At 66.1% G+C, this 15,747-nt stretch carries 18 protein-coding genes; 8 read left to right on the plus strand and 10 right to left on the minus strand.

The window, feature by feature from the left end; genetic code table 11:
• The first annotated feature begins 126 nt into the window (after positions 1-126).
• Positions 127-909 (plus strand): GNAT family N-acetyltransferase, encoded by a 783-nt coding sequence (locus tag EV191_RS12810; protein WP_132877240.1) that lies wholly within the window; start codon positions 127-129, stop codon positions 907-909.
• Here EV191_RS12810 and EV191_RS12815 read toward each other — a convergent pair.
• Both EV191_RS12815 and EV191_RS12820 read right to left on the minus strand, forming a co-directional pair.
• Positions 906-1,859 (minus strand): LysR family transcriptional regulator, encoded by a 954-nt coding sequence (locus tag EV191_RS12815; RefSeq protein WP_132877241.1) that lies wholly within the window; start codon positions 1,857-1,859, stop codon positions 906-908. The genes EV191_RS12810 and EV191_RS12815 overlap by 4 nt on opposite strands.
• A gap of 56 nt (positions 1,860-1,915) precedes the next feature.
• On the minus strand, positions 1,916-2,287 hold the full coding sequence (locus EV191_RS12820; RefSeq protein WP_132877242.1) for a DUF6463 family protein: 372 nt from the start codon (positions 2,285-2,287) through the stop codon (positions 1,916-1,918).
• 161 nt (positions 2,288-2,448) lie between these two features.
• Here EV191_RS12820 and EV191_RS12825 point away from each other — a divergent pair, with 161 nt between their 5' ends.
• Both EV191_RS12825 and EV191_RS12830 read left to right on the plus strand, forming a co-directional pair.
• Positions 2,449-3,042: a TetR/AcrR family transcriptional regulator gene (locus EV191_RS12825; RefSeq protein ID WP_132877243.1), complete on the plus strand. Its 594-nt coding sequence runs from the start codon at positions 2,449-2,451 to the stop codon at positions 3,040-3,042.
• Positions 3,033-4,217, plus strand: a complete 1,185-nt coding sequence (locus EV191_RS12830; RefSeq protein ID WP_132877244.1) for an FAD-dependent oxidoreductase — start codon at positions 3,033-3,035, stop codon at positions 4,215-4,217. The genes EV191_RS12825 and EV191_RS12830 overlap by 10 nt, the downstream gene beginning before the upstream one ends.
• Positions 4,218-4,244: 27 nt before the next feature.
• Here the strand turns inward: EV191_RS12830 and EV191_RS12835 are convergent, their stop codons facing one another.
• Positions 4,245-4,856 (minus strand): LysE/ArgO family amino acid transporter, encoded by a 612-nt coding sequence (locus EV191_RS12835; protein ID WP_132877245.1) that lies wholly within the window; start codon positions 4,854-4,856, stop codon positions 4,245-4,247.
• Between the two features lie 69 nt (positions 4,857-4,925).
• Between EV191_RS12835 and EV191_RS12840 the strand changes: the two genes are divergently transcribed.
• Entirely contained in the window at positions 4,926-5,825 is a 900-nt protein-coding gene (locus tag EV191_RS12840; RefSeq protein ID WP_132877246.1) for a LysR family transcriptional regulator ArgP, read from the plus strand.
• Between the two features lie 26 nt (positions 5,826-5,851).
• Here EV191_RS12840 and EV191_RS12845 read toward each other — a convergent pair whose 3' ends face one another.
• Positions 5,852-6,559, minus strand: a complete 708-nt coding sequence (locus EV191_RS12845; RefSeq protein ID WP_132877247.1) for an alpha/beta fold hydrolase — start codon at positions 6,557-6,559, stop codon at positions 5,852-5,854.
• A gap of 227 nt (positions 6,560-6,786) precedes the next feature.
• Here EV191_RS12845 and EV191_RS12850 point away from each other — a divergent pair, with 227 nt between their 5' ends.
• Positions 6,787-7,140: a DoxX family protein gene (locus EV191_RS12850; protein ID WP_132877248.1), complete on the plus strand. Its 354-nt coding sequence runs from the start codon at positions 6,787-6,789 to the stop codon at positions 7,138-7,140.
• A 45-nt stretch (positions 7,141-7,185) separates the two neighbouring features.
• Here the strand turns inward: EV191_RS12850 and EV191_RS30550 are convergent, their stop codons facing one another.
• Positions 7,186-7,347 (minus strand): hypothetical protein, encoded by a 162-nt coding sequence (locus EV191_RS30550; RefSeq protein WP_243658945.1) that lies wholly within the window; start codon positions 7,345-7,347, stop codon positions 7,186-7,188.
• Between the two features lie 18 nt (positions 7,348-7,365).
• On the opposite strand from EV191_RS30550, the gene EV191_RS12855 reads away from it, so the two are divergent.
• Positions 7,366-8,697: an aldehyde dehydrogenase family protein gene (locus tag EV191_RS12855; protein ID WP_424565455.1), complete on the plus strand. Its 1,332-nt coding sequence runs from the start codon at positions 7,366-7,368 to the stop codon at positions 8,695-8,697.
• 5 nt (positions 8,698-8,702) lie between these two features.
• On the opposite strand, the gene EV191_RS12860 is transcribed toward EV191_RS12855, so the two are convergent.
• Both EV191_RS12860 and EV191_RS12865 read right to left on the minus strand, forming a co-directional pair.
• Positions 8,703-9,836 (minus strand): alpha/beta hydrolase, encoded by a 1,134-nt coding sequence (locus tag EV191_RS12860; RefSeq protein WP_132877250.1) that lies wholly within the window; start codon positions 9,834-9,836, stop codon positions 8,703-8,705.
• Between the two features lie 58 nt (positions 9,837-9,894).
• Positions 9,895-11,265, minus strand: coding sequence for an L-serine ammonia-lyase (locus tag EV191_RS12865; RefSeq protein ID WP_132877251.1), 1,371 nt, complete (start codon positions 11,263-11,265; stop codon positions 9,895-9,897).
• A gap of 138 nt (positions 11,266-11,403) precedes the next feature.
• Between EV191_RS12865 and EV191_RS12870 the strand changes: the two genes are divergently transcribed.
• Positions 11,404-12,078 carry a GntR family transcriptional regulator gene (locus EV191_RS12870; RefSeq protein WP_132877252.1) on the plus strand — a complete coding sequence of 225 codons (675 nt, stop codon included), beginning with the start codon at positions 11,404-11,406 and terminating at the stop codon, positions 12,076-12,078.
• Between the two features lie 45 nt (positions 12,079-12,123).
• Here the strand turns inward: EV191_RS12870 and dmpG are convergent, their stop codons facing one another.
• The 3 genes from dmpG to EV191_RS12885 are packed head-to-tail and all read right to left on the minus strand — an operon-like array spanning position 12,124 to position 14,929.
• Entirely contained in the window at positions 12,124-13,173 is a 1,050-nt protein-coding gene (dmpG, locus tag EV191_RS12875; RefSeq protein WP_132877253.1) for a 4-hydroxy-2-oxovalerate aldolase, read from the minus strand.
• Positions 13,170-14,093 (minus strand): acetaldehyde dehydrogenase (acetylating), encoded by a 924-nt coding sequence (locus EV191_RS12880; RefSeq protein ID WP_132877254.1) that lies wholly within the window; start codon positions 14,091-14,093, stop codon positions 13,170-13,172. Before EV191_RS12880 ends, dmpG begins: the two co-directional genes overlap by 4 nt.
• Complete coding sequence (locus tag EV191_RS12885; RefSeq protein WP_132877255.1) at positions 14,093-14,929, minus strand: 2-keto-4-pentenoate hydratase; 837 nt, start codon at positions 14,927-14,929, stop codon at positions 14,093-14,095. The genes EV191_RS12880 and EV191_RS12885 overlap by 1 nt, the downstream gene beginning before the upstream one ends.
• Positions 14,930-14,993: 64 nt before the next feature.
• Here EV191_RS12885 and EV191_RS12890 point away from each other — a divergent pair, with 64 nt between their 5' ends.
• Positions 14,994-15,743, plus strand: a complete 750-nt coding sequence (locus EV191_RS12890; protein WP_132877256.1) for an IclR family transcriptional regulator — start codon at positions 14,994-14,996, stop codon at positions 15,741-15,743.
• Positions 15,744-15,747: the final 4 nt, after the last annotated feature.

The following is a 15,747-nucleotide window of genomic DNA, read 5'->3' on the forward strand; positions in this document are numbered from 1 at the left end:
GTCCTGATCCTGGTGCTCACCGCCCTGGCCCTGACGTGTCTCGTGTTGGCCAATGCGAGGCCGCCGAGGGGACCAGGCCGCTGACGCAGGCCGGCACCGGCAACACGGCTGACTAGACTGGCGCCAATGTCAATGGTGACCAGTCACGGTGACGCGGGTCTGGTGCGCGGCCTGCAGGAACGGGTAGCGGCAGCACAGCCGGCTGAACAGGTGCGGCGCCTCGGCGACTGGTGGTTGCGATATACCGAGACATCGTCATGGTGGGTGGGCACCGTACTGCCGCACGGCACGGCGGACCGTGCGGAGTTGCCGGAGCTGATCTCCGCGGCAGAGCACTTCTACGTAAGCCGCGGAGCAGTACCCCGGTTCCAACTCAGTCCCGGTGCCTGTCCCGCTGAGTTGGATGACATGCTGGCAGCTCGCGGGTACCGGCGAAGCGGCCCGGTATCCCTCCGCACCGCGCATACCGCGGAGATCCTGGCGCGAGCTCGGCCGACTGGACTCGATGCCCAGTTGGCCGAGTTTCCGAGCCAGGAGTGGTTCGCGGTCGGACGGGCGATACATGGCAACGATCCGGCCGCCGAACAACCTTTGCTCGCGCGGAACACCCAGCAGAGTGCCTTTGTGAGTGTCCGGTATGACGACGAGGTCATCGCCGTTGGACGAGCGGCTGTCGATACCGGATGGGCCGGCGTCTTCGGTATGGCCACACTCCCCCGTGCGCGGGGCATGGGCGCCGCCAGCGCGGCACTCGGCGCACTCGCGTCCTGGGCCGAAGCGCGCGCAACCGGTTCGATGTACCTCCAGGTCGAAGCCGAGAACGAGACCGCGGTTCGGCTGTATACCCGCATGGGTTTCACCGAACTGTGCGAGTACCACTACCGGACGGCCCCTGCTGCCGACCGCTAGGCGACGGCATCGGGTGAGCGCACCAACCGAGGGCGGCCGCCAACGCGTTCACTGGCGATCTCGGTCAACTCCGCAAGTACCGCGGCAATCGCCGGGTCCGCCGCACTCCCCTTTCGGGTCACCGTGAGCAATCGCCGCGTCGGAGAGTCCACAATAGACATCGGGGTGCGCACCACCGCAGGTTCCATCGGCAGGGGCGCCAACCGGGGAAGTAGCGCGATACCCAGCCCGTGACCCACCATTGTGGCCACCGCCGCCCATTCGAGCGCTTCGTGGACGATCGTTGGCGTGAACCCTGCTGTCGCGCACATCGCGACGATCTCGGAACGACATGCCGTGCCGACCATGCTCACGATCCAGTCCTCCTCGGCGAGGTTGGCCAAGGTCAGATCGGTCCGGCCAGCAAGCGGATGATCCGGCGGAGTGAGCAGGTCGTAGGGGTCGTCGAGCAGCGGCCGCTGATCGAATCGAGCATCGCCCGCCGGTGGCCCTTCCGGGACCAGCATCGTGACCACCAGGTCGACCGAGCCAGAAAAGAGTAGGTCGAAGGACTCCGGCGGTTCCGACTCGCGGAGTCGTAGCCGCAACCCTGGCCACCGCTTGGCCAGTCGGACCACGGCCGGGACGAACAGCGCCGAGACGGCGGTGGTAATTCCGCTGAGCCACAGCTCCCCTACCGGTTCCGCGGAATCGGCGGTGCGCAGCTCGGCCTCGGCGCGCTGCCAGCGCTCCACGATCGCGTCGGCATGCTCGAGCAGCTTCCGAGCGGCCATGGTCAACCGGACGTTGCGCCCATGCGGTTCCAGCAGTACGACACCGAGCTCTCTGCCCAGCTGCCTTACCTGCTGAGAGGCGGCCGACGGGGTCAAATGAAGTGCCTCCGCCGCGGCGGTCACCGTCCCGTAGTAGGCAACCGCTCGGAGAACCCGGAGGCGGCGGAGGTCGATCATTGTTGGTGATTCTAACAATTCACGAGCAAACCTTAACCAGAAACATGGACGCTGAGCTATCTCTCCCGGATTGCTGACCTGCCGCGCCGCCATGCGGCCGCGCCAATCGCGGCAACCGCCCAGAACCCACTCGCTGGCATCGCCGCGCTGCCGAACAAGCCCGCGGTGACCAAGGTGCGCCCCGCGGTGCGCTGCGCGGCCGCATCACCCGCGGACTCGGCGGAACGCAGCAATCGACCCGCCGTCCACAACGCAGGAGCGGCGGTGAGAAACCAGAACGCGGTGGCCCGGTCACCCCGCTCCGGAACCGCGTTGACGTACTTCCTCGCCGCGATCTCCGCCACCGCATCGCGGTACAGCGCGACGCCAACCCCGGCATGCGCGGCGGACACTGCTTGCAGCCACCACCCTGGCGTACGTCGAAACATTCCCGCACCTCATTTCCTCGCCCGATCTCGAACGTAGATCCCCAGTCGATCCTGCCGCCGGCGACCACGCGGCTCAACACCGTCCAATGCCGACACGACCGCTCCACCATGCTATCTTGGGCATATGACCAATTGGGCAGTTGACCAAGACAAGTTTGACGATGACTAGCCCGCCGCCTTCGGCCGTGAAGCGCGGCGATGCGGTGCGTGGCAAGCTGCTGCGCGCCGCCGTCGAGTTGATCGGCGAACGAGGCTGGACGGCCGTCAGTACGCGTACCGTCGCCGAGCGGGCCCAGGTCACCTCCGGCCTCGTGCACTACCACTTCGCCTCCCTGCAGGCACTGCTCAGGGAAGCGGCGGTGGACACCATGCGCGCGACGCTCGGCGCGATGCGACCTGTCCTGACCGATGCGTCCGATCCCGTGGCCGGACTGCACGCACTGTTCGCTGGGTTGGATCAACACACCGATGACGTGGTCTGGCTCGCGGTCACCGAGTCATATCTGGCCGCTACCCGAGACCCGGAACTGCGCAGCGCATTGGCCGCGCTCATCGTCGAGTTCCGCGAAGAAGTAGCCAACCAACTGGACGACTGCGGTCACCGTCATCCCGCCGAGACCGCCGTGGTTCTCGCCGCCTTGATCGATGGCTTACTACTACATCGCATCTTCGACCCAAGGTTGTCCGCGGACACGACCCGGCCAGCCGTTGATCGCCTCCTCGATAGCCGCGGCAGGGGGACAGCATGCGAGTAGTGATCTGCGGTGCCGGTATCGCCGGTCTCGCGGCGGCACGCTGGCTCGCCACGTTCGGCTGGGAGGTCACTGTCGTGGACCGAGCGGCCGGCTTACGTGACCAAGGATTCTCCCTGGATTTCTGGGGACTCGGCTACCAGGCTGCCGAACGTATGGGGATCCTGGCCGAACTCGAAGCGCGTAGCCACACGGTCAGCGAGTGGTGCTATCTGGACAGAAACGGCCACCCGACGGCCCACCTGGATCGAAGGCCGTTCCAGCAGGCCCAGGGTGGCGAACTGCTGAGTATTCGCCGTCCGGATATCGAACGGGTGCTGTATGACGCACTCGGCGACACCGTGGATCTCCGCTATCGCCATACGATTGACGCGATCGAGAATGGACCGGAGAAAGTCTGGGTGACGCTATCGGACGGTACGACGATCACCGCGGACCTGCTGATCGGCGCGGACGGCATCCATTCGGCCGTACGAAGGTTCGTCTTCGGCCCCGAGGAACGTTTCCTGCGTTACCTCGGCTTGCAGATGGCGGTATGGCAGTTCACCGATCGAGAGATCCATCGCAAGCTTCGCGATCGGTTCTGTTTTACCGATTCCTCCGACCAGCAGGTCGGCCTCTATGGTCAGGCCAGCGACCTCGTGGTCGCCTTCGCGGCGCACCGCACGCCCGATCCGGCGAGCCCGCCGGACGCCCAGGAAGCCATCCGCCAGGTCTACGGCGAACTAGGCTGGATCGTTCCGCGTGCGGTAGCGGCCTGCCCGCCATCGTCGGATGTCTACTACGACCAGATGTCGCAGGTCGAGCTGCCGCGGTGGAGCAGCGGACGCGTGGGCCTACTCGGCGATGCCTGCGGCGCCGTCACTCCGCTAGCCAGCCAGGGCGCTTCGCTGGCCATGGCCGGCGCCTACCTGCTTACCGAGCTGCTGAGTCGGACCCGGTCGATCGATGCGGCGCTTTCCCACTACCAGCGGATCTGGCAACCGATCGTCGCGGCGCGCCAGCGCGGCGCCCGTCGAGGCATCCGGTGGTTCCTACCCGAGTCAGCAAGGGACGTGCGGATTCGCCGGGCAGGCGCGCGGCTCGCCGGACTGCCCGGCGCCAGCACACTGATCAGGAACCTCGTCGCTGGGTGGCGCGCACCGCGTATCGATGACCTGGTTACCAGTCCACAATGAACCGACACCGCGGCCACGGGCCACGTGTCAGGCGCGCGCGATCAACAGCGCGCCAAGCGTCAACATGGTCGCGGCGACGAAACCGTCCACGATGCGCCAGGCTAATGGTTTGCGGAAGACGTTGCTCAACAGGCGGGCACCGAAGCCGAGCGCGAGAAACCAACTGAGGCTGGCCAGTACCGCTCCCAACCCGAACATCCAGCGCAGCTCGCCGCGTGCGGCCGCTACCGAACCGAGCAGCAGCACGGTGTCCAGATAGACGTGCGGGTTCAGCCAGGTCATCGCCAGGCAGGCAGCGACAGCCCGACGCCGCGAGCGCACCGAACCGCCGTCAACTTCCAGTGCGGCCGAACGGAAAACCCGCCGTCCGGCAAGTAAGCCGTAGCAGATCAGGAAGCCGCCGCCGACGATCGCGACGGCGGTCAACGCGGCGGGCCACGCCGCCACCACCGCGCCAACCCCGGCGACACCCAGGATGATCAGCACCGCGTCGGAAAGCGCGCAGATCGTCACCACCGCGACCACCGCTTCACGGCGGATGCCCTGACGTAGCACGAAGGCGTTCTGCGCGCCGATGGCAACGATCAGCGAAAGTCCCGCCCCAAAGCCAGCCCCTACCGCGAGCACCGTGGGTCCCATTCGCGCAAGGCTAAGAAGCAACTGGGCACCAGTACAGCTAAAGATTCTTACGTATCATTAGCGACTGTGATGTCAGAGCTGGCCCCCGACCAACTGCGCACCCTGCTCGCGGTCGTCGAACACGGTACCTTCGACGCGGCCGCCCACGCGCTACACGTGACTCCCTCCGCGGTAAGTCAACGACTCAAAGCGCTCGAACACGGCACCGGGCGAGTGCTGGTGCGGCGCAGCAAGCCAGTGCGGCTCACCGAATCCGGCCAGATCCTTGTTCGCTATGCCCGTCAGCTCGCCCAACTCGAGCACGACGCACGCGCTGAACTCGGGCTGACCAGGCAGCACGGTCCGGCTCGGCTCCCCATCGCGGTCAACGCGGACTCGCTAGCCACCTGGTTCCTGCCCGCGATCACGAACATGCCTGCCGAATCGGGGTTCTGCGTTGAACTACATCGCGAAGACCAGAGCACCACCACCGAGTTGTTGCGGGCCGGACTGGTACTTGCCGCCGTCACCTCAGCGGTGGAACCGGTCACCGGCTGCACGGTGCGGCGGCTCGGCCGGATGCGCTACCTGCCGACGGCCAGTCCAGGACTCATTGCTCGCTGGCTCCCCGACTGGCCGGCGGTACCGCTCACGACAACGTTGCCGGCCACGCCACTGGTCGCATTCGACCGCAACGACGACCTGCAGGACCAGTTCCTGCGCGAGCTCGGACATACCGGGACCACGATGCGACATCTCGTACCGTCCTCCGAGGGCTTCGTTGAGGCCATCGCGTCCGGCATGGGCTGGGGAATGGTGCCCGAACCGCAGGCGCTACCCCACCTGGCCACCGGCGCGCTGATCAACCTCGACACCGAGCGGGCGATCGATGTACCGCTGTTCTGGCAGCAGTGGAAACTTGATTCACCACCGCTCACTGCGACCGCCCGGGCCGTGGCCAACGCCGCAAGCCGGGCGTTACGCGACTAGCGAGCGATGACGGACCCTGGCCCGTTTCAGCCGTCGACCTGAGTCAGCGCCTCGACGATCGTCGAACTGAGCTCCGCGGGTTTCGTGAACTGCGGCCAATGTCCGGTTGGCAGGTGCACGAAGGTGGCATCGCGCACTCTGGCGAGTTCCGCGACGAACGGGTCTCCGCTTTCGATCAACTCCCGAATCACGTCTACGGAAAACTCGCAGGCGATCACGGTAATCGGCACATCGTAACGGCGAGAATCGCGGAGTACCTGCGGATCGGTGGCTACCCTCGCCGGAGTTGGCACCGCTTTCGCCCGGAACTCGGCGCGGATCTCGTCGTCCATGTCAACGAGATCCTCATCCCCGAAAAACGACCAATCGGGCAGCGGTATCTCGCCATCCACAACGGGCAGTTCCTCGTTGATCGCGACACCCGCACCGAGCGGCAGCGAGTCCACGTAGATCACCCTGGCGACGGCATCCGGCCGTGCGTCCACGACGGAATGCGCGACCGCGCCCCCGCCACTGTGACCCACGAGCACGACGGGTTTCCCGAGCCGATCGATGAGCGCCACGACGGCGGCAACGTGGTCAGCGAGACCGATATCGGACCGGTCATCGTCGACGGCGTCGAGGCCGGGAGGCGTCACCGGGTGCGTACGGTGGCCAGCGGCCTCGATCGCCGGCACGATCGCGTTCCAGGATTCACCCCGTAACCAGAAACCGGGAATCATGATTACGTCCATGGCTCGCGACGGTACTCCCGGCCACGGACAAAAACCCCGGGTTTCGCCTACCGCGACCACACGCCCGCGGTAACCGTGTTTCCTGTGGACATCGTTTCCTGGGGACATCGTGGAGACCTTTCCTGGCTGTCACGAAGTGGCCGCCGGTCCCGTCCTAGGGGTGCGGGGAAGCCACAGCGTCCGAGGCGAACCGCCGACCGGGTTATGGGCAGAGGAGTGCGTTTATCGTGATCGATCCGTGGTGGCCGCTCGCCGCGCTGGCGTTCGTGCAGCTGGGTGACGGCGTGTTGTGTATCCAGCCGGTCAGCTTCATCCGCAAGTGCCTCGTCGATGTTCGTTTCCCGCAGCGCTTCTGGTGGCTACTTCCGGTGCTGAAGTTCGCCGCTGCCGCCGGGCTCGTAGTCGGCATCTGGTTCACACCGCTGGCGATTCTCACCAGCGCGGCACTTACCTGCTATTTCGTCATCGCGCTCGCCGCGCATGTCCACGCGCGCGATTTCGGCCGCAACCTGTTCGTCAACTGCACCGGCATGCTGTTGGCATCCGCGGCCACCCTCACCTTTGTGCTCATCGCTGGTTGACCGAGCGCACACCGCGCTTGCTCGCCGGGCCATCGCCGGCCTAGCCTACTGGTCGGACCAGTAATCCAGATCGACGAGGAAGCGGTGCGCATGGTCGTTCAGCCGGGCCCTACGGTCACTCTCCCCTGTCCGCCGGGGTTGCCCATCGGTACCGAGTGGCGACACGTCCAGGCAGGCGCACCAGTCCGCTTCCCGTACAACGGTCATCAGGTCGCCACCGCCCCCGTGGGCACCGCGACCGAGGCCGCCGCCGCGCTGGATGCCGGCGCCACGGCCGTACGCCCCTTCGGCAAGCTCAGTTCCGGGGCCAGGCGCGCGATCTGCCTCGATGTCCGTGCCGAGTTGGCCGCCCACCAGGACGACTTCATCGACGTGCTGATCGCCGAGACCGGAAAGCCGCGCAAGGACTGCGCCACCGAAGTGACACGCGCGCTGTTCACCTGGGACGCCGCCGCCGAAGAAGTCGCCAGGCTGCACGGGGAAACCGTGCCGCTGGACAGCCAGCCGGCCGGCGAAGGACTGTTCGGGTTCTGGACCCGCCGGCCGATCGGCTTGGTCGTCGGCATCGCGGGTTTCAACTATCCGCTGCTGCTCGCCTCGCACAAGGTCGCACCGGCGATCGCGGCCGGCTGCCCGGTGATCTGCAAACCAGCGCCGGCGACGCCGCTCGCGACGCTCTGGTTGACGGATATCGCGCGGCGCGCGGCACAGCGGCACGGCGCGCCGGTTTCCGCGATACAGGTGGTCACCGGGGATGCCGCCGTTGGCAACCAGCTGGTCAGTGATCAACGAGTGGGCGCCGTTTCGTTCACCGGCTCGGCCTCCGTAGGACACCGGATCGCCAGGGATGCCGCGCCCCGCAAGACCTTGCTGGAACTCGGTTCCAATGCGGCGCTGGTGGTCGCCTCGGACGGCGATCTCGATCGGGCGGCCGATGCGGTGCTTCGTGGCGGTTTCTACGGCAACGGTCAGGCATGCATTTCCGTGCAGCGGGTCCTCGTCTGCGCCTCGATCCGCGACGAGTTCCTCGCGAAGCTGACCGAACGGATCGGCGACCTCGTGGTCGGCGATCCCCGCGCGCCGGAGACGGATGTCGCCGCTCTCATCGATGCCGCGGCCACCGAGCGGGTGCTGGACTGGATCGACGCCGCACAGCGGTCCGGCGGCACGCTGTTGCATGGCGGCGCGGTTCGCGATGGCGCCGTCGAGCCCACGGTTCTCGTGGACGTCCCGGAAACGGCATTGGCCTGGTGCGAGGAGGTTTTCGGGCCGGTCGTCTGCGTCCGAACGGTCGCGGATGTGGATGCTGCGTTAGCGTCGGTCAACCGTTCCCGCTATGGCCTGCACGCCAGCATCTTCACCCGCTCGCTCGCTACCGCGTTCCGGGCGATCGACGAACTCGACGTGGGCGGTGTGGTCGTCAACGAGGTGCCAGGTTTCCGCTCGGACATCATGCCGTACGGCGGCGTGAAGGATTCCGGGATTGGCAGGGAGGGGCCGCGCTTCGCGATCGAGGAACTCACGGTGACCAGGATGGCCGTCCTGCGAACCGAATGAACTGGCTACAGGTCACGCAGCAACGGTCCTAGCTGACCAACCGCGTCAGCGAGCCATTGCGCCGGACGCTCCGCCGGCCACAGCGCGTGGTGCAACCACGCTAGCGCCGCCGGGAGAACCACCGGGAGTCGTTCCGTCGCGCAATGACCCGCGTCCGCAACCAGCCACGCGGCCGCGTTGGGGAGTCCAGCGAACACCGTGGTGTCCCGTTCGGACACATACGGATCGGCTGCACCGTTGACCGCCAGCAACGCTCCCCGCGGAGCACTGTCGAGCAGTCCTTGCCGACGCAACGAAAAGTCCTCGGCGAATCGTGCCGCGTCGAGCGATGTGGGCAGACCGGACAGGCCAAGGACGTTGCCGAGGATGCCGGGCATGCCGTTCGGCAGTGCGCTGATATCCATCGGGGAACCGGTCGCGCCCACCGGGCCACCGAGATCAACCGCGGCGTCGATACGACCGGTGAATGCCAGTTTCACCGCCCAGTGCCCGCCGAAACTCACGCCAAGGGACCCAGTACGCGTCACCCCGAATCGGTGGGCAAGATCGGCCACGACCTCCGCAAGGATCTCGTCGACGGCTGGAGCGAGCGGAACCTCCGATTCGCCGGTTCCCGGCATATCCACCACGGCGACCACCGTCCCGGGAAACTTCGCGGCCGCCATGGCCATCCGGTGCAGTTCGACTTTCCAGGTGTCCACCCCGCCACAGATCAGCACCAGCGAACGCGGGCTTTCGTCCGCATCCCGCCAGATGTGTACTGGGACCGTGGTGGTCTCCGCCCGGTAGGTGACGTCAAGTGTCAACCGTTCGAAGCTGGCCGTGCACTGCGCCGCCGCTCGCTGGTAGCAACTGAGCTGTCGCTGATACGCCGCGCGGCGTTCCGGCGTGACGATAGTGGGGAATCTCGCCGCCCCCCAACACATCGCCGCGGTCAGCCACTCTTCGGTAGCTTCGGCCGCGCGTGCCTGCTCGGACCAGACCGAGACCCAGCCAGCTGGACCCGCGTCCCACATATCCGCGATGCGTTCACGTGCCCGGGTTATCACCTCAGCGGGAACTCCCCACCCAGCGAACTGCCTGGCGCGTTCGCCGAAAAACTCCGACAGCTCGACGGGGAACTCAAACTTGTTCGGCACGGGGTTCAATATAGGCAACTCGCGCCCGAGGGGCAGCCGAATACTCGCGATACTGGCGTCAACACTCGATCACGTTCACGGCGAGCCCGCCGCGCGCCGTTTCCTTGTACTTGATCTTCATGTCCGCCCCGGTCTCCCGCATCGTCTTGATCGCGCGATCGAGCGAGACCTTGTGTGTCCCGTCCCCGACCCTGGCCAGCCGTGCGGCGTTGATCGCCTTGACACTGGCGATGGCGTTGCGCTCGATACACGGAATCTGCACGAGGCCACCAACAGGATCGCAGGTGAGCCCGAGGTTGTGCTCGATACCAACCTCCGCCGCGTTTTCGACCTGGGAAGGTGTACCGCCGAGCGCTTCGCACAGTGCCCCGGCCGCCATCGCGCAGGCGGAACCGACCTCGCCCTGGCACCCGACCTCCGCACCGGAGATCGACGCGTTCTCCTTGAACAGGATGCCGATCGCCGCCGCGGTGAGCAAGAACCGGACCACGCCCTCATCCGAGGCGCCCGGTACGAACTTCACGTAATAGTGCAGTACGGCCGGAATGATCCCGGCCGCACCATTGGTCGGTGCGGTTACCACCCTGCCACCCGCGGCGTTTTCCTCGTTCACCGCCAGCGCGAACAGGTTCACCCAGTCCATCACCCGCATCGGGTCGGTGTCGTCACCGGAAGACAGCTCCTGATACAGCGCGGGGGCGCGCCGCGGCACTCGCAGACCACCCGGCAGCACACCCTGCTGGGTGCAGCCGCGCGTCACGCAAGCCCGCATGACCGACCACAACTCGAGCAGTCCCGTGCGAATATCTGGTTCGCTGCGCCAGGACAGCTCGTTGGCCAGCATGACGTCGCTGATCGCCAACCCATGCGTCGAGCACTGGTCGAGCAACGCGGCTCCGGTACTGAATGGGTAGCGGACCTGGGTGGCGTCCACGACAACCCGATCGGCTCCGGTGGCACCTTCGTCCACGACGAAGCCCCCACCTACTGAATAATAGGTTCGCGTCCGAATCGACGCGCCGGTCTGATCGAATGCGGTGAAGGTCATCCCGTTCGGATGCGCGGGCAGACTCTTTCGCCGGTGCAGCACCAGATCCCGATCTGCGTCGAACCGGATCGGGTGCGCGCCGCCAAGCAACAGCTTGCCGGCGGTACGGACCTCGCCCATCCGGCCATCCGTACCGTCTGGATCCACGGTTTCCGGCGCGTGCCCCTCGAGGCCGAGCACTACCGCCTTTTCCGACCCGTGACCGTGTCCGGTCGCACCGAGGGAACCGAAGAGTTCGGCCTTAACCCTGGCCACCTCGCCGAGCAGCCCGTCGTCGGTCAGGCCGGCGACGAACTGGCCCGCCGCCCGCATCGGGCCCACCGTATGCGACGACGAGGGGCCGATGCCGATGGAGTAGAGATCGAACGCGCTCAGCGCCATCTGGCTCCCTCACGATCACCGTCGTTGTGCTCGCGTACCGCGTCCACTAGCCACCTTCCGGTTGCCGAGCCATATCACCCAGCTGGCCACATTCCTGACAGTCAATTGATATATCAGTTGTGGTGTAGAGTATGCCGCATGCGCAGCACGGTCAACAAGGTGGGCAGCACGCACGCAACCGAGGACATCTCGCTGGCCGAGCGCGCATTTCGGACGATCCGAGACCGGCTGGTACTGCTCGATATTCCACCCGGCGCGGCGATCAACGATGTCCTGCTCGCCAACGAGTTGCACCTCGGCCGTACCCCGGTACGTGAAGCCCTCAAACGCCTCGAATCCGAGCGCCTGGTCGTCGCCTATCCTCGCCGTGGCACCTTCGCGACCGACGTAAACATCACCGACCTCGCGCATATCTCCGAGGTACGCCTGCAACTCGAACCGGTCGCCGCGGCCGCCGCGGCGACGCGGCTACGGGCCGATGACCGGGTGGCACTCACCGACCTACTTGCGGAACTGGACTCCCACGCCCCGCAGCCACCCGCGGAGGCCATGCTTCGACTCGACCTCCGGATTCATCGCGCCATGTACGCGGCCACGCACAACCCATATCTGGAAGACACCCTTGTCCGGTACGACAATCTGGCGACCCGGATCTGGTGTCTTTTCCTCGACCGGCTCTCCGGAGTCGCCGGACATATCAACGAGCACGGCCCACTGTTGCGCGCCATCCTGGCTGGCGACGAATCGGGCGCGCGCGACCTCGCGGCAATCCACGTCAAGGGATTCGAGCGAGCCGTACACGAAGCGATCTGACCAAGCGATCGTCGACGCGCTGGCCGCAACCTCAGTCGCGCGCCCTCACCTGAACGACGTGCTTCCTTCGCGCTCGGCGGCCAGCTGCAGGGCGATGTCGATGATCATGTCCTCCTGGCCGCCGACATACTTGTTCGCACCTACCCGATAGAGGATTTCGTGGGCAGGAACCTGATAACGCTCGGCGGCGCGTTCGGCGTGCAACAGGAACGAGGAGTACACCCCCGCGTAGCCCTGCACGATCGACGACCGATCCATCACCGGTAGCCGCGTGATGTACGGCTTCACGATGTTCTCGCAGGCGTCCATGAGCACATCGGCATCAACACCCGTGCGGATACCGAGACGGTCGAAAGTTGCCGCCAGCACCTCGGTCGGCGAGTTGCCCGCACCGGCCCCGAGCGCGACCAGGGAGCCGTCGATCTGCCGCGCACCGGCGCGGTAGGCGAGCACCGAGTTCGCCACGCCGAAGCTCAGATTCTGATGTCCGTGGTAGCCGACTTGTGCGGTATCGCCGACCTCGGCGACCAGCGCGGCGATCCGGTCGCCGGCTTCCTCGAGAATCAGGGCTCCAGCGGAGTCAACCACGTAAACACATTGGCAACCCGCGTCAACCATGATCCGCGCTTGTTTGGCAAGTGCCCCCGGCTCCGACATATGGGAGAGCATCAGGAAACCGACCGTTTCCAATCCGAGCTTGCGAGCTTCGGTGAAATGCTGCGTCGAGACGTCCGCCTCGGTGCAGTGCGTGGCAATCCGAACGGCGCCAGCACCGAGATCGGCCGCTGCCCGCAGATCGGTCACGGTGCCAAGGCCGGGTAGCAGTAGTACGGCGATGGTCGCGTTTCGTGCTTCCTCCGCCGCCGCCTTGATCAGTACCCGTTCGTCCACAAGGGAGAATCCGTAGTTGAAGGTCGAGCCACCCAGGCCATCACCATGGGTCACCTCGATCAATGAGATTCCCGCGGTGTCCAGTGCCCGCACGGTATCCCGTACGTTCGCCTCGGTGAACTGATGCGCCATGGCATGGCTGCCGTCGCGCAGGGTGGTGTCCACCAGCCGCAGGTCGCGAGCCGATCCGTCACCGGTTGTCATACCGACATCTCCCCCGTTCGCTCGGTACGGAGCCGGTTTGCCATCAGTTCGCCGACCCGCGCGGCGGCGGCCGTCATGATGTCCAGGTTGCCCGCGTATCTAGGCAGGTAGTCGCCGTTACCGGCTACCTCGAGGAAGATCGCCACCCTCGCTGACCCATCCCATTCCGGACGCGGATCGTCGAACTGGGGCTCGGCCTTGAGCGTGTAGCCCGGCACGTACCGCTGCACCGCGCGCTCCATGTGGTGGATGGATTCGGTGATCGCGGCACGGTCGGCGTCGGGATCGATGGCGCAGAACACCGTGTCCCGCATCATCATCGGCGGCTCAACCGGGTTGATGATGATGATCGCCTTGCCCCGCCGCGCGCCACCGACCGATTCGATACCGTTCGCGGTGGTTTCAGTGAACTCGTCGATGTTCGCACGGGTTCCCGGACCTGCCGAACGAGACGACACGGACGCCACGATCTCCGCGTAGGACACCGGGGTAACCCGGGAAACCGCGAACACCATCGGAATCGTCGCCTGACCACCGCAGGTGATCAGGTTGACATTCGGCAGATCGAGCTGCTCTGGGGCACTGACGGCAGGACAGATGAACGGGCCGACCGCGGCCGGTGTCAGGTCGATTGCCGGAATCCCGGCCTCAGCGAACCGTGGCGCGTTCGCCAGATGCGCTCCCGCCGACGTGGACTCGAAAACCAGATCCGGCAACGGAGACTGATCCAGTAGCCAATCGACTCCCCCAGCCGAGGCAGTCACGCCCAGTTCCGCCGCGCGCCGCAGGCCGTCCGAGTCCGGATCAACACCAACCATGTAGCGCACGTCAAGCACGTCGCTACGTCGAAGCTTCGCCAGCAGATCCGTCCCGATATTGCCCGGACCCAGAATCGCGGCGATCGCCGCGTTCTCACCCATTACGCGTCCTTTCCGTCGTCGGCGAACACGGCGGTCACCGTGCCGAGTCCAGCGACAGTCGCGGTCGCGACATCACCAGGTCGAATCGGGATCGCTCTGGTCATTGAACCCGGCAGCACCACATGGCCAGCTTCCAGCGAGACGCCGAGCGGGCCCAAGGTGTTCGCCAGCCACGCGAGGCTGTTGAGTGGGGAGCCCAGTACCGCGCCACCGGCACCTGTTTCCACGATTCGTCCGTTCACGCCAAGTAGGCAGCCGGCCAGTTGTAGATCGACTCGGTCAAGTCGGGTCGGTTTGCTGCCCAGCACGACCCCACCCGAGGAAGCGTTGTCCGCGATCGTATCCACAATGGAGATACGCCAGTCCGCGATGCGCGAATCGATGATTTCCAGTGCCGGCAACACGAAGTCGACCGCGGCCGCGGCATCGGCAGCCGTGACACCCGGGCCAGACAGCGATGTGCGCAGCACGAACGCGACCTCCGGCTCCACTCGCGGCTGCAGGTAGCCGGCAGCCGCGATCGGCTGGTGCTCGGGGAAGAACATCGTGTCCAGGAGATGCCCGTAATCGGGCTGATCGACGCCCATCTGGCGCTGCATGACGAACGAGGACAGCCCGACCTTGTGTCCCCGAATCGACGCCCCCGCCGCTTCCCAAGCACCGACCTGATGCTGTTGGATCGCATACGAATCGGCAACGGTCAGCCCGGGGTGTTGCTCGATGAGCGGAACGATCGGTACCCGGCTCGCATAAGCCGCGAGAAGCAGCTGCGCCAGCTCCGCGCGATCCGGCGCGGCTATATCGGGACCGTTGACCCTGTCGCGAGACTCGCCCATACGCCACCCAACTCCCCTTCTCGGATACATCCAACTTCGCCGGTAGAGATGAAATACTCAAGCGATGCGTCCCGATCAGCGGAACACGGAGCCGTCGGCGACAGGACGGGTTGCGCTGCTGCTCGGCGCGTTCTCCGCGGGCGATCACGCGCTCGGTGTTTCCGAGCTTGCCCGCCGAACCGGGCTGCCCAAATCAAGCGTGCACCGACTCACTGAGCAGCTACTCACGCACGGTTTTCTCGAACGGACCGAAAACGGACTGCTACTCGGTTTCAAGCTGTTCGAAATCGGCCAGCTCGCCGTCCGGCAACGTGGCTTGGTCGACCTGGCCCGACCGCATCTGGCGGACCTGCGCGCGGCAAGTCAGAACACCGTGCATCTCGCGGTCCTGGAAGGTACCGAGGTCGTCTACCTTGATGTACTGCCATGGCGGGACGGCCCTCGGCTGCCGTCCCGGATCGGCGGCCGGTTCCCCGCACACGCAACCGCCGTGGGCAAAGCCCTGCTCGCCTACGCCAGTTCCGAACTGGTGGATGCCGTGCTGCGCCCCGGCCTGTCCAGGGTCAGCGAACGCACGATCACCTCGGCCGCGGTGTTCCGTAAGCAACTCCGCCGCGCGCGCGAAGAGGGCATGGCCTATGAACGCGAGGAGTCCGGGGCTGGCGTTGTCTGTGCCGCGAGCCCGATCCTCGATCACGCGGGGCAGGCAATCGCGGCCATCTCGGTATCCGGCTGGAGCAACCGAGTACGGCTCAACCACGTCGCCCCGGCGGTGCGCACTACCGCGCTCGCACTGTCCCGAGCTCTGCGATAGCGCG

Origin of the sequence: Tamaricihabitans halophyticus (assembly GCF_004340875.1) — a bacterium.
Lineage (GTDB): Bacteria > Actinomycetota > Actinomycetes > Mycobacteriales > Pseudonocardiaceae > Tamaricihabitans > Tamaricihabitans halophyticus.